At 64.4% G+C, this 13387-nt stretch carries 11 protein-coding genes; 4 read left to right on the top strand and 7 right to left on the bottom strand.

Translation table 11 applies throughout. From position 1 onward, the window contains the following. The first annotated feature begins 149 nt into the window (after window positions 1–149). The gene (locus tag IB275_RS08450) at window positions 150–1814 is read left to right on the top strand and encodes an MFS transporter (protein ID WP_192289265.1); all 1665 of its coding nucleotides are present in this window, start codon (window positions 150–152) and stop codon (window positions 1812–1814) included. A gap of 58 nt (window positions 1815–1872) precedes the next feature. On the opposite strand, the gene IB275_RS08445 is transcribed toward IB275_RS08450, so the two are convergent. Beyond that, complete coding sequence (locus IB275_RS08445; protein ID WP_192290621.1) at window positions 1873–3210, bottom strand: DEAD/DEAH box helicase; 1338 nt, start codon at window positions 3208–3210, stop codon at window positions 1873–1875. A gap of 171 nt (window positions 3211–3381) precedes the next feature. On the opposite strand from IB275_RS08445, the gene IB275_RS08440 reads away from it, so the two are divergent. The 3 genes from IB275_RS08440 to IB275_RS08430 all read left to right on the top strand — a co-directional run bounded on the left by IB275_RS08440 (window position 3382) and on the right by IB275_RS08430 (window position 5277). Then, complete coding sequence (locus IB275_RS08440; protein WP_192289267.1) at window positions 3382–3927, top strand: dihydrofolate reductase family protein; 546 nt, start codon at window positions 3382–3384, stop codon at window positions 3925–3927. Next, window positions 3924–4328: an NUDIX hydrolase gene (locus tag IB275_RS08435; protein WP_192289269.1), complete on the top strand. Its 405-nt coding sequence runs from the start codon at window positions 3924–3926 to the stop codon at window positions 4326–4328. Before IB275_RS08440 ends, IB275_RS08435 begins: the two co-directional genes overlap by 4 nt. A 343-nt stretch (window positions 4329–4671) precedes the next feature. Continuing rightward, window positions 4672–5277: a C40 family peptidase gene (locus IB275_RS08430; RefSeq protein ID WP_081517953.1), complete on the top strand. Its 606-nt coding sequence runs from the start codon at window positions 4672–4674 to the stop codon at window positions 5275–5277. 54 nt (window positions 5278–5331) lie between these two features. Here the strand turns inward: IB275_RS08430 and rarD are convergent, their stop codons facing one another. The 6 genes from rarD to hisC form a co-directional block, all read right to left on the bottom strand. Next, the gene (gene rarD / locus IB275_RS08425; RefSeq protein WP_192289271.1) at window positions 5332–6228 is read right to left on the bottom strand and encodes an EamA family transporter RarD; all 897 of its coding nucleotides are present in this window, start codon (window positions 6226–6228) and stop codon (window positions 5332–5334) included. Further along, window positions 6225–7094 carry a carboxylate/amino acid/amine transporter gene (locus IB275_RS08420; RefSeq protein WP_192289273.1) on the bottom strand — a complete coding sequence of 290 codons (870 nt, stop codon included), beginning with the start codon at window positions 7092–7094 and terminating at the stop codon, window positions 6225–6227. Before IB275_RS08420 ends, rarD begins: the two co-directional genes overlap by 4 nt. Window positions 7095–7234: 140 nt before the next feature. Continuing rightward, window positions 7235–8917: a 30S ribosomal protein S1 gene (rpsA, locus tag IB275_RS08415; RefSeq protein ID WP_017517968.1), complete on the bottom strand. Its 1683-nt coding sequence runs from the start codon at window positions 8915–8917 to the stop codon at window positions 7235–7237. Window positions 8918–9313: 396 nt separating this feature from the next. Beyond that, window positions 9314–10003, bottom strand: a complete 690-nt coding sequence (cmk, locus tag IB275_RS08410; RefSeq protein ID WP_192289275.1) for a (d)CMP kinase — start codon at window positions 10001–10003, stop codon at window positions 9314–9316. Beyond that, the gene (locus IB275_RS08405; protein ID WP_192289277.1) at window positions 10003–12228 is read right to left on the bottom strand and encodes a bifunctional prephenate dehydrogenase/3-phosphoshikimate 1-carboxyvinyltransferase; all 2226 of its coding nucleotides are present in this window, start codon (window positions 12226–12228) and stop codon (window positions 10003–10005) included. The genes cmk and IB275_RS08405 overlap by 1 nt, the downstream gene beginning before the upstream one ends. Next, complete coding sequence (gene hisC, locus IB275_RS08400; protein WP_192318976.1) at window positions 12221–13333, bottom strand: histidinol-phosphate transaminase; 1113 nt, start codon at window positions 13331–13333, stop codon at window positions 12221–12223. The genes IB275_RS08405 and hisC overlap by 8 nt, the downstream gene beginning before the upstream one ends. Between the last annotated feature and the right edge of the window lie 54 nt (window positions 13334–13387).

The following is a 13387-nucleotide window of genomic DNA, read 5'->3' as shown; positions in this document are numbered from 1 at the left end:
GCACTGTCGAAGCTTGCCAGCGCGTGTCACCGATAACGCCACGGATGACCATCATCAATGGCACGAACCGCCTCAGCCACTACACTTGCCCGGCATGGAAAGGCACCGGTTGCGCGCGCGTGCCGGCCACTCGAAATAAGGGCGTCCCCATGCTGCAGTCCGTTTCACCCAAGCAAGACCTCCCCCTCAAGCCCGATCCAGCCGAACCCCGCAGCGGCGTCCTCGCCCCCTTCAGCATCGCCGCGTTCCGCATCATCTGGATCTGCAACCTGTTCGCCAACTTGGGCACCTGGGCGCAATCGGTCGCCGCCGCCTGGGTGGTCACCGAGGCCCATGCCAGCCCGTTGATGGTCGCGATGATCCAGGTCGCCTCGGCGCTGCCGCTGGTGCTGCTGTCGATCATGTCCGGCGTGCTGGCCGACAACCACGACCGCCGCAAGATCATGCTGGTCGGCCTGACGGTGGAGCTCTCCGGCGCCGCGCTGGTGACGGTGCTGGCGTTCATGGGCTACCTCGACCCGCTGATGCTGATCGTGTCGATCCTCTGGCTGTCGCTGGGCAGCTCGATCACCATCCCCGCCTGGCAGGCGGCAGTGAACGAGCAGGTGCCGCCGCGCATGCTCGGCGATGCGGTGCTGCTCAACAGCGTCAACTACAACGTCGCCCGCGCCGTCGGCCCGGCCATCGGCGGCCTGCTGCTGTCGGCCACCGGGGCCTCCTGGGTATTCCTGTTCAACTGCCTGTGCTACGCCGCGCTGATCTGGGCGATCTGGCAATGGCGCCGCGACGTGCCCAAGCGCACCCTGCCGCCGGAGCACATCTTCGAAGGCGTGATCGCTGCGCTGCGCTTCACCCAGTACTCCAGCGTCACCCGCCTGGTAATGCTGCGCTCGGCGGTGTTCGGCCTCTCCGCCAGCGCCGTCTGGGCGCTGCTGCCGCTGCTGGCGCACCGCAACCCGGACGGCAGCGCCTCGGTATACGGCTACATGCTCGGCGCCCTGGGTCTGGGCGCCATCGTCGCCAGCACCATGGTGAGCAAGGCGCGGCAGTGGCTGGGCAGCAGCCGGTTGATCAGCTTCGCCGCCGCTACGCTCGCCGTGGTCATGCTCATCCTCGGCTGGGTCGACAACCTCTGGGTGATCTTCCCCGCGCTGGTGCTGGGCGGCGCCTGCTGGATCGCGGCAGTGGCCACGTACAACTCCGCCGTGCAGATCCTCGTGCCCGACTGGGTCAAGGCCCGCGCCCTGGCGCTGTACCAGACCGCGATCTACGGCGGCCTGGCGGCAGGCTCCTTCCTCTGGGGGCACTTCGCCGAAACCATGGGTGTGCAGGGTGCGCTGATCGCCGCTGGCTGCCTGTTACTGGTCTCGGTGGCGCTGCTGTACAACTCCCGGCTGCCGGAGCTGGATTCGACCAGCATTGCCCGCGCACCGGGCGGCGTGCCGGGGCAGCCAACCTTCGTGTTCAACCCCGAGCGCGGCTCGGTACTGGTCTCCATCGAGTACCGGATTCCCGCCGAGCGCACCCGTGACTTCGTCCGCTCCGCCAAACCCCTGCGTCGTCTGCGCCTGCGCAACGGCGCGGAGCGCTGGGCGCTGTACCGCGATGTGAGCAACCCGGAGGTCTGGCAGGAACTGTTCCTGGTGGACAACTGGATCGGCCACCTGCGCATGCTCGATCGCCTGACCCTGGAGGACAAGACCATCATCGACAACGTCACCAGCCTGCACGTGGGTGACGCGCCGCCGGTGATTCGTCACGGGGTGAGCTACGAGTCGGGCAGCTATGAGGCGCCGCCGGAGACGCTGGGCTAGCGGCGCACAAAAAAAACGCCTCCCGGTCAGGGGAGGCGCTTGGGGTGATGCGAAAGACTTATTCCGCGGCAGGCTTCTTGCGCTTGAGCGGCGCCAGGCCGTCCTGGCTCACCACCTTGGACGGGCCAGCCTTGCGCTTGGCAGCGGGCTTCTTCTTCGCCGCCGCCTTGCCACCGGCCTTCTTAGCATCATCCTTTTTCTTCTTGGTGCCAGCGGCCTTGCCGGAAGCCTTGACCTTCTTCGGCCCCTTGTAGGTGGCCTTCAGCTCGTTGATGACACGCAGCTCGAAGCGCAGCTTGAGGTAGCGCTCGATGCTCGACATCAGGTTCCAGTCGCCGTGGCCCACCAGCGAAATCGCCGCACCCGCGGCGCCTGCACGCCCGGTACGGCCGATGCGGTGCACGTACTCATCGCCGCGACGCGGGATATCGAAGTTGATCACCAGGTCCAGGCCGTCGACGTCCAGACCGCGTGCGGCCACGTCGGTGGCGACGAGGATCTTCACCGCACCCTGCTTCAGGCGCTCGATGGCCAGCTTGCGATCCTTCTGGTCCTTCTCGCCGTGCAGCACGAAGACCTTGTGGCCAGCGGCAATCAGGCGGCCGGTCAGACGGTCGGCGGCAACGCGGGTATTGGTGAAGACGATGGCCTTCTCGTAGCTCTCATTGGTCAGCAGCCACTGCAGCAGCTGTTCCTTGTGACCGACGTGGTCGGTCAGGATCACCTGCTGGCTGACGTCCTCGTTCAGCTCGCTGACGCGGTTGAGCTGCAGGACCTCAGGCTCGCGCAGGACCTTCTCGACCATCTCGTGCAGGCCGCTGCCGCTGGTGGCGGAGAACAGCAGGGTCTGGCGCTCGGTCGGGCACTGTGCGGCGAGCTTGAGCACGTCCTCGGAGAAGCCCATGTCGAGCATGCGGTCGGCTTCGTCGAGGATCAGCACTTCCACGTCGCCCAACGGCAGGTTGCCGGCGTTGAACTGCTCGTTCAGGCGGCCCGGGGTGCCGATGATGATCTCCGGGTTCTTGCGCAGGCGCGCACCCTGCACCTTGAAGTCTTCACCGCCGGTGATCAGGCAGGCCTTGATATAGGTGAACTGGGCGAAGCGCTCGACTTCCTTGAGGGTCTGCTGGGCCAGCTCGCGGGTCGGCAGCAGGATCAGCGCTCGGGCGCCGCTCTTGGGTTTCTCCTCGGTGAGCAGGCGATTGAGCAGCGGCAGCAGGAAGGCCGCGGTCTTGCCGCTGCCGGTCTGCGCCGTCACTCGCAGGTCACGTCCCTCCAGGGCCTTCGGAATGGCCGCAGCCTGGACCGGGGTCGGCTCGGTGAAGGACAACGAATCGAGCGCCTTGAGCAGGCGTTCGTGGAGGGCGAATTGGGAGAACAAGGCAGACCTCGATATCACGTAAAGACCAAATAGCTGCATAGCTTAATGTTTGCCGAGCCGACGCGCTGGAATTATTGCCGACGAGCCCTGTGCGCGACCCGTCGCGTCAATAGCCCGACAAACGTACCGGCGCCGGACCAAAGGCAATGCCATGCTCTGATGGGCCTGACAAAAAGGAGAATACAGGTGCCATCGACTCTCATTTATTACGTGGCGGCCAGCCTCGACGGCTACATCGCCCGCCCCGACGGCAGCGTGGACTGGCTCGAAGGCTACGGCAACGAAGCCGACGACCACGGCTACAACGCCTTCTATGCCAGCATCGACGGTCTCCTGATGGGCCGCGCCACCTACCTGTTCTGCCTGAAGCAGGACGAATGGCCCTACCCGGACAAGCCCGCGCTGGTCATGACCCGCTCCAACCATCTGCCCAAGGCAGCGCCGCAGGTGGAACTGGAGCACTACACGCCAGTGGACGCGCTCGCCTCACTGGAGCAGCGCGGCTGCGAGCGCATCTGGCTGGTGGGCGGCGGCAGCCTGGCGGGCAATTTCCTCGCCGCAGGCTTGCTCGACGAAGTGATCGTCAGCATCATTCCGCACCTGCTCGGCGCTGGCATTCCCCTGTTCAGCATCGGCCTCGAGCAACGCCTGCAGCTGCTGGAGCAGCGCAGCTTCCCCAGCGGCATCGTGCAGATGCGCTATCAGGTTCTGAAGGAAACGCCCTCGCCATGACCACCACCATTCGTATCGCCGCCGCCTGCCTGCTGGATGAAGCCGGACGCCTGCTGCTGGTCCGAAAGCGTGGCACCCAGGCCTTCATGCTGCCTGGCGGCAAGCACGAGCCCGGCGAGACTTCAGTCCAGGCGCTGCTGCGCGAACTGGGCGAAGAACTCGACCTGCACTTGTCAACCTCCGCGCTGGCCCCGCTTGGCCACTTCCAGGCCAACGCCGCCAACGAGCCGGACATGCGCGTGGACGCGCAGGTTTACCTCGCCGCCCTGCCCCACGCCGTCCAGCCCGCCGCCGAGCTGGAAGAGCTCGCCTGGTTGGACCCAACCGGCGACTACCCTCACAACCTCGCCCCGCTGTTGCGCGAGCAGGTGCTCCCCGCTCTGCTTGCCCATCTGGGCTGATTCGTTCAGCTCAAATACCTGCACTTCGTCGGGTTTTTCCTTAAGAAGCCTTAAGCGACTGGCTTCTGGCTAGCACCCCGCCAGTTTTCTGCCGCCAGGCGGAAAGCCCCGTTTTATAGGGCTTGCGGCTATAAGGTCAGGCCATGACTGATGCGTCGGAGCACATGTCACGCAGCGCCCTGCAAGTCACAAGGGAAAAGTCAGAATCGACAGACGGTACGAACTGTCATGAAAAGTCGTTCAGAATGCGTGGAATTTTTGAGCGGACCAAAGGAAACCACGCCGACAACAATGGCGATCCAGCGGAGTCTGGGCGATATCAACCAGCAAGAAGACATGCCGAATGCGAAGTACCCTTTTGACATGCCTTTCCATAGGCTTGGCGACCTTTTTGGCCGCTACCGAGGCTACGGCCTCCTACAAGATCACGCGCACCTATCAACCCGCCCCGGTTGATCTCCGTGTCCCGGTCCAGGGCAGCGCCCTGCTGACCTTCAACGCCAAGCCGGTCAAGCAGACCAAGAGCGAGGCGCACCAGGTAACCCAGCGTGCCTACAGCATGATCGGTACGCCTTACCGCTGGGGCGGCACGTCGCCCAAGCGCGGCTTCGATTGCAGCGGCCTGGTGAACTACGTGTTCCAGAACGTCGACGAAGTCGACCTGCCGCGTACCGCGCAGCAGATGTTCAGCATGCGCGGCAACTCCAAAGTGGCGCGTGATGACCTGCAGCCCGGCGATCTGGTGTTCTTCCGCATCCACAACCGCCGCAATGTCGACCATGTCGGCATCTACGTCGGCGACAACCAGTTCGTCCACGCGCCGCGTCGCGGCCAGAAGGTCCGCGTTTCCGACCTCGGTGGCGACTACTGGAAAAAGCACTACACCGCTGCCCGCCGCATCCTGCCGGAAACCCTGGCCAAGGCTGACGTCGGCGGTCGCTTCGACTGACGCCGAGCGCTCTCCCCTCGCCGGAGAGCGCTTGCTCCTCACCTCTCTCTTCGCTTACAGCCCGCGACGCGCCTGTCGGCGCAGCAGTCGCGCGCTATCCCAACCGGTCAGCAGCACGGCGATCCAGATCGGCCCGTAGGTCCAGATCTGCGCCGGATTGAACGCCTCGCCCAGGAACAGCACGGCGATGGCAAACAGCAGCACCGGCTCGACGTAGCTCAGAATTCCGAACAGCCCCATGGGCAGTAACCGGCTGGCGGCCATCATCGCGCCGAACGCCAGCGCGCTGATCAGTCCCAGCAGCGGCAGCAGCGCCCACAGGCGCGGCACATCCTCCAGCACCTGGCCGCTATTGGTTATCCACAGGGCCGCCAGGGCGAACGGCAGCAGCACGATCATCTCGAAGACAAAGCCCGACAGCGAATCCACGGCCATCTTGCGGCGCAGCATGAAGTACGGCGGATAGCCCAGCGCAGTGATCAGGGTGAACCAGGAGAATGCGCGGGTCAGCCAGAGTTCATGCAGCACACCCGCCAGCGCAAAGGCAACGGCGATGGCCTGTAGCGTGGTCAGGCGCTCGCCGTAGAACACCCGGCCGCACAGCACCATGGTCAGCGGCAGCAGGAAGTAGCCCAGCGACAGCTCCAGCGTGCGCCCGACCATGGGCGCCCAGATGAACACGCCCCACTGTATCAGCATCATCGCCGCCGTCAGCGGGAAGCACGCCAGCAGCCACGGCTCGCGCAACAGGCGCCGGCCCGCGTCGCGCAGCACACCGCCCTGGCGGGTGAACAGCACCAGCAGCAGGACCATCGGAATCGACCAGACCACCCGGTGCGCGATCACCTGGATGCTGGTCAGCGGCTCCAGCGAATGGATGTAGCCCGGCAGGGTCACGAACAGCACGGAAGACGCCAGGGACAGCGCTACGCCACGCCCGGAGATGTTCATGCGAAGCGCTCCTTCTGACGGCGCAGGCCGAAACGGTTGACGCCCAGCGACGCCACGATCACCGCACCACCCAGCGCCAGGCGCGGCAGGTCGGCGGCTTCGTTCCAGATCAGCAGATTGATCAGCAGGCCCACCGGCACGTGCAGGTTGTTCATCACCGCCAGGGTGCCGGCATCCACCAGCGTGCCGCCCTTGTTCCACCAGAACTGCCCCAGCGCGGTGGCCAGCAGGCCCATCCACACCAGCACGCCCCATTGCAGGTCGGTCGTTGGCAGCTTCTGCGGATTGCCGAACAGCAGCCAGCCCGGCAGTGCAATCAGCAGCGCGCCAACGAAGAAGTAGCCGAAGCGGCGGTATTGCGGGATATCCGAGGGATAGCGCTGCACCAGGTGCTTGTAGAACACCTGCCCCGCCGCGAAGGTCGCATTGGCCAGTTGCAGCAGCAGGAAACCCTGGATGTAGTCGCCGCTGACGCCGTCGTAGCGAATGATTCCGGCGCCGAGTACCGCCACGGCGGCTGCCAGCAGCGCCCAGGCGTTGAAGCGGCGGTTCAGCGCGTCATCGATCAGCGCCACATGCAGCGGCGTCAGCACGGTGAACAGCAGCACTTCCGGTACCGTCAGCACGCGGAAGCTCTGGTACAGGCAGACGTAGGTAATGCCGAACTGCAGCGCGCCCGCCAGCATCACGCCGGCGATGAAGCGCGGCTCGACGCCGCGCCAGCGGGTCAGCGGCAGGAACACCAGACCGGCCAGCACCACTCGCGTCAGCACCGCGAAATAGCTGTCGACCTGCCCGGCAAGGTACTCGCCGATCAGGCTGAAGGAGAACGCCCAGAGGACGGTGACGAAAAGCAGATAAGGCATGAAAAAGACGACCGGAACGGGGCAGGCAACATAGCGCCAGTCTCAGCGTAGAGAAAGCACTGCGCGCCCGCGCCCCAGGAAAGGCAGAAACGAAAAAGGGCGACCGAAGTCGCCCTTTTCCTTGGATGGTGAATCAGGGATTAGCCCTGGTTCTCCATCTGAGCACGGATCAGATCACCGATGGTGGTCGGACCAGTGTTTTCTACGTCTTGCTTGGTGCGCAGTTCTTTCATCGCATCTTTCTCGTCATCAACGTCTTTCGACTTGATGGAGAGGGAGATGACGCGGCTCTTACGGTCGATGCTGATGATCTTGGCTTCGACTTCTTCGCCTTCTTTCAGAACGTTGCGAGCGTCTTCAACGCGGTCACGGCTGATTTCGGAGGCTTTCAGAACGCCTTCGATTTCGCCGCCCAGGCTGATGACGGCGCCCTTGGCGTCGACTTCTTTCACGGTGCCGCGAACGATGGTGCCTTTCTCGTTGAGCGATGCGTAGTTGGAGAACGGATCGTCTTCCAGCTGCTTGATGCCCAGGGAGATGCGCTCACGCTCCGGATCAACGGAGAGGATGACGGTTTCCAGCTCGTCGCCCTTCTTGAAGCGGCGAACGGCTTCTTCGCCAACTTCGTTCCAGGAGATGTCGGACAGGTGAACCAGACCGTCGATGCCGCCTTCCAGGCCGATGAAGATACCGAAATCGGTGATCGACTTGATGGTGCCGGAGATCTTGTCGCCCTTGTTGAAGCGGCCAGAGAAGTCTTCCCACGGGTTGGACTTGCACTGCTTGATGCCCAGGGAGATACGACGACGCTCTTCGTCGATGTCCAGAACCTGAACTTCCACTTCGTCGCCAACTTGAACGACTTTCGACGGGTGGATGTTCTTGTTGGTCCAGTCCATTTCGGAGACGTGTACCAGGCCTTCCACGCCCTCTTCCAGCTCGGCGAAGCAGCCGTAGTCGGTGAGGTTGGTGACGCGCGCGGTAACGCGGGTGCCTTCCGGGTAACGGGCTTTGATGGCAACCCATGGGTCTTCGCCCAGTTGCTTCAGGCCCAGGGATACGCGGTTGCGCTCGCGGTCGAACTTCAGAACCTTGACATCGATCTCATCGCCAACGTTGACGATTTCCGACGGATGCTTGATACGCTTCCAGGCCATGTCGGTGATGTGCAGCAGACCATCGACGCCGCCCAGGTCAACGAACGCACCGTAGTCGGTGAGGTTCTTGACGATACCTTTGACCTGCTGGCCTTCCTGCAGCGATTCCAGCAGAGCTTCGCGCTCGGCGCTGTTTTCGGCTTCCAGGACGCTGCGACGGGAAACGACAACGTTGTTGCGCTTCTGGTCCAGCTTGATGACCTTGAACTCGAGCTCTTTGCCTTCCAGGTGAGTGGTGTCACGCACCGGACGCACGTCGACCAGCGAACCCGGCAGGAACGCGCGGATGCCGTTGACGTCGACGGTGAAGCCACCCTTGACCTTGCCGTTGATGACGCCTTTGACCACTTCGTCGGCAGAGAAAGCAGCTTCCAGAACGATCCAGCTCTCGGCACGCTTGGCTTTTTCGCGGGACAGCTTGGTTTCACCAAAGCCGTCTTCTACCGCGTCCAGCGCAACGTGGACTTCGTCACCCACATTGATGGTCAGCTCGCCCTGTTCGTTGTAGAACTGCTCGACCGGGATGACGCCCTCGGATTTCAGACCGGCATGGACGGTGACCCAGTCACCATCGATGTCGACCACGATGCCGGTGATGATTGCACCCGGCTGCATGTCGAGGGATTTAAGACTTTCTTCAAAGAGTTCTGCGAAGCTTTCGCTCATGTCTATACCTGTAGTCAAAGGCTTGTAAGCCCGATTCCGTGCCACCAGCAGACACGGTCAAGTGATGAAAAAGAAGCCAGCGGGATCAAGACTGGTATCCCGCCGGCCCCCTGTTGCACCCGCCGAAACGGATGCTCCACATTCAGATTTTAAGGGAACGTTTCGCTCGATATGGGCGAAACCCTCCCGATATAAGGTCTGGAATGGTAGCAACGGATCCCGATTGCGTCAATCGGCGACCCTGGTTTCCAACGTTCTTCGCGACTCCAGCCTCACTTCTGTATTTTCGCCCAGCCTCGGAAATTGGGAGAACCGCCCGTCTGATCCCTGATGCGGGCATCCTTACCCGAAAAGAAAAATCCCCGGCATGGCCGGGGATTTTCGTTTCCCGATCGACTAGTCGGCCAGCCCCAGCCGCGAAACCTCGGCAAGAATGCTGTCCACCACGTCGTCGATGCTCATCGAGGTGGAGTCCACCAGGATGGCGCCTTCGGCAGGCTTGAGCGGAGCGACGGCACGCTGGCTGTCGCGCTCGTCGCGGGCGCTGATTTCCTCGGCCAGTTGTGCCTGGTCGCTGTCGATGCCCTTGCCCTTGAGCTGCAGGTAGCGGCGACGGGCGCGCTCCTCGGCGGAGGCGGTGAGGAATATTTTCAGCGGAGCGCCGGGGAAGACCACGGTGCCCATGTCGCGCCCGTCGGCGACCAGGCCCGGCGCTTCGAGGAAGGCGCGCTGGCGTTGCAACAACGCATCGCGCACCGCCGGCAGCGCAGCAACCTGCGAGGCGCCGGCGCCGACTTGCTCGGTACGGATCACGTCGGTGACGTCTTCGCCTTCGAGGATGATGTGCTGGCCCTGCCCACCCTTGGCATGGGTGAACTGCACATCCAGGTGCGCAGCCAGCACCTTGAGGGCTTCCTCGTTGGTCAGGTCGATGCCGTGGTTACCGGCAGCGAACGCCAGCAGGCGATACAGCGCACCGGAGTCCAGCAGGTTCCAACCCAGGCGCTTGGCCAGCAGACCGGCGACGGTGCCCTTGCCCGAGCCACTGGGGCCGTCGATGGCGAGGACCGGCCATTCACCGTTCATCAGTTCTTCTCCTCGGCGACGCGGATGCCCGCGCCGGAAGCCAGCCCGAGGAAATTCGGGAAGGAAGTCGCAACGTTGGCGCAGTCGTGGATGCGGATAGGCGCACCGGCGCGCAGGGAGGCCACGCTGAAGGACATGGCGATACGGTGGTCGCCGTGGCTCCAGACTTCGCCTCCGCCGTAGCTGCCGCCGTCGATGATGATGCCGTCCGGGGTCGGCTCGCACTTCACGCCCAGGGCCAGCAGGCCGTCGGCCATGACCTGGATGCGGTCGGACTCCTTCACCCGCAGCTCTTCTGCGCCGCGCAGGACGGTGCGGCCTTCCGCGTTGGCGGCGGCGACGAAGAGTACCGGGAACTCGTCGATCGCCAGCGGCACCAGGTCTTCGGGAATATCGATGCCTTTCAGCTGGGCAGAACGCACGCGGATGTCGGCAACCGGCTCGCCGCCCACTTCACGCTGGTTCTCCAGGGTAATGTCGGCGCCCATGAGTTTGAGGATGTCGATGACGCCGGTACGGGTCGGGTTGATGCCGACGTGCTCCAGAGTCAGGTCGGAACCTTCGGCGATGCTCGCGGCGACCAGGAAGAAGGCTGCCGAGGAGATATCGGCCGGCACTTCGATCGAGGTGGCGCTGAGCTTGTGGCCGGACTCGACGCGGGCGGTGGCGCCTTCAACGTCGACCGGGTAGCCGAAGCCGCGCAGCATGCGCTCGGTGTGGTCGCGGGTCGGGGCCGGCTCGGTGGTGGAGGTTTCGCCAGCGGCATAGAGGCCGGCGAGCAGCAGGCAGGACTTCACCTGGGCGCTGGCCATCGGCATGTCGTAGTGCATGCCGGTGAGTTTCTGGCCACCACGGATGGTCAGCGGCGGACGGCCTTCGGGGCCGGTCTCGATCACTGCACCCATCTCGCGCAGCGGCTTGGCGACGCGGTTCATCGGGCGCTTGGACAGCGAAGCGTCGCCGGTCAGGGTGGTGTCGAACGGCTGGGCGGCGAGCAGTCCGCTGAGCAGACGCATCGAGGTGCCGGAGTTGCCCAGGTAGATCGGGCCAGGCGGGGTCTTCAGACCGTGCAGGCCAACGCCGTGAACGGTCACGCGGCCGTGGTGCGGGCCTTCGATGACCACACCCATGTCGCGGAACGCCTGGATGGTGGCGAGGGCGTCTTCACCCTCGAGGAAACCTTGCACCTCGGTCGTGCCTTCGGCGAGGGAGCCGAGCATGATCGAGCGATGGGAAATGGACTTGTCGCCCGGTACGCGAACACGTCCGGAAAGGCGGCCACCCGGCTGGGCCAGGAAAATCAGGTCATTGTTGTGCATGGCGTCCACATAGGCCCGACGGGCCAGGATTTTGCTGAAATGCTCGCGGGCAACGCGGGCGCGAGTGAAGACGCCCATCAGTTGTTGCCCGTCCCCTTTATCGACGGCCCCGCGCAGATCATCGAGGTCGTCACGGAATACGTCGAGGATGCGCAGCACCGCCTCGCGGTTGGCGAGGAAGATGTCGTGCCACATCACCGGGTCGCTGCCGGCAATCCGCGTGAAGTCGCGGAAGCCGCCAGCGGCGTAGCGGAAGATTTCCAGATTCTCGCTGCGTTTGGCCAGCGAGTCGACCAGCGTGAAGGCCAGCAGGTGCGGCAGGTGGCTGGTGGCGGCGAGGACTTCGTCGTGGTGTTCGACGGCCATCTGCTCGACATCCGCACCCAGCTCGCGCCAGAGGCGATCGACGCACTGGATCGCATCCGCGTCGGCATTATCCAGCGGCGTGAGGATGACTTTATGACGACGGAACAGTTTCGCGTTGGCCGCTTCCACCCCGCTCTGCTCGGAGCCGGCGATGGGATGGCCAGGGACGAAGCGCGCCGGCATGCCACCGAACACCGCTTTCGCAGCACGCACCACGTTGCCCTTGGCGCTGCCCACGTCGGTGAGGATAGCGTTGCCGATGTCCAGGGCGGCGAGCTCGCCGAGGAGCTTTTCCATGGCCAGGATCGGCACGGCGAGCTGGATCACGTCAGCGTTACGGCAACCGGCGGCGAGGCTTTCCTCGCAGCGATCGACCACGCCCAGCTCCACCGCCAGACGGCGGGTCTCCGGGTCACGGTCGACACCAACCACTTCCTCGAACAGCTCCTTCTCGCGGATACCCTTGGCGAAGGAGCCGCCGATCAGGCCGAGCCCCACCACCACCAGGCGGCGCAGCTTGTGCGGCTGGGCATCAGGCACGGGCGAGTACCTTGGCCAGCGCTTCGAGGAAACGGGCGTTCTCGGCCGGCAGGCCGATGGAAATGCGCAGGTGCTGTGGCATGCCGTAGCCGCTCACCGGACGGACGATCACGCCCTCGGCGAGCAGGGCCTGGTAGACCGGACCGGCATCGCGCTCGAGGTCCACGGCGATGAAGTTGCCCTTGGAGGGAATCCATTGCAGGTCCAGGGCGCGCAGGCCGTTTTCCAGCTGGGCCATGCCTTCGTCGTTGATGCGCTTGCCTTCGGCCAGGTACTGGGCGTCGTCCAGCGCGGCGCAGGCGGCGGCCAGGGCCAGGCTGTTGACGTTGAACGGCTGGCGCACGCGGTTGAGCACATCGGCGACCTGCGCCGAGGAGATCGCGTAGCCGACCCGCAGCGACGCCAGGCCGTAGGCCTTGGAGAAGGTCCGCGAGACCAGCAGGTTCGGGTAGCGAGCCAGGTACTTCAGGCCGTCCGGCAGCTCTTCGCCTTCGGCGTACTCGATGTAGGCCTCATCGAGCACCACCAGGACGCTTTCGGGAACCTGCGACAGGAAGCGCTCCAGCGCGTCCGGGCCGAACCAGGTGCCGGTGGGGTTGTTCGGGTTGGCGATGAAGACCACGCGGGTGTTGCCGTCGATGGCTGCCAGCATGGCTTCCAGGTCATGGCCCCAGTCTTTGGCCGGCACAACCTTGCCCTGGGCACCGACGGCCTGGGTGGAGATCGGGTAGACGGCGAAGGCGTACCGGCTGAACACGGCGTTCAGACCGGGCGCAAGATAAGCACGGGCGACCAGGTCGAGGATGTCGTTGGAGCCGTTGCCCAGGGTGACCTGCTCGGTGTCGACGGCGCAACGGGCGGCCAGTCGGCTCTTCAGCTCGAAGCCGTTGCCGTCGGGGTAGCGGGTCAGTTCGGCCAGTTCGGCACGAATGGCTTCAAGGACCTTCGGGCTCGGGCCCAGCGGGTTCTCGTTACTGGCCAGCTTGACGATGCCAGCGGGATCGAGTTTCAGCTCGCGGGCCAGTTCATCGACCGGCTTGCCGGGTACGTAGGGGGAAAGCTTCTGCACGCCCGGCTGGGCCAGGGCAAGGAAATCACACGACATCGCTAAAAGCCTCAAGCTATGGACCGCAAGCCATCAACCGTCCACCGACGTGTC

Origin of the sequence: Pseudomonas sp. PDM21 (genome assembly GCF_014852505.2) — a bacterium.
Taxonomy (GTDB): domain Bacteria; phylum Pseudomonadota; class Gammaproteobacteria; order Pseudomonadales; family Pseudomonadaceae; genus Pseudomonas.
This window is presented reverse-complemented; position numbering and strand designations above follow the sequence as displayed.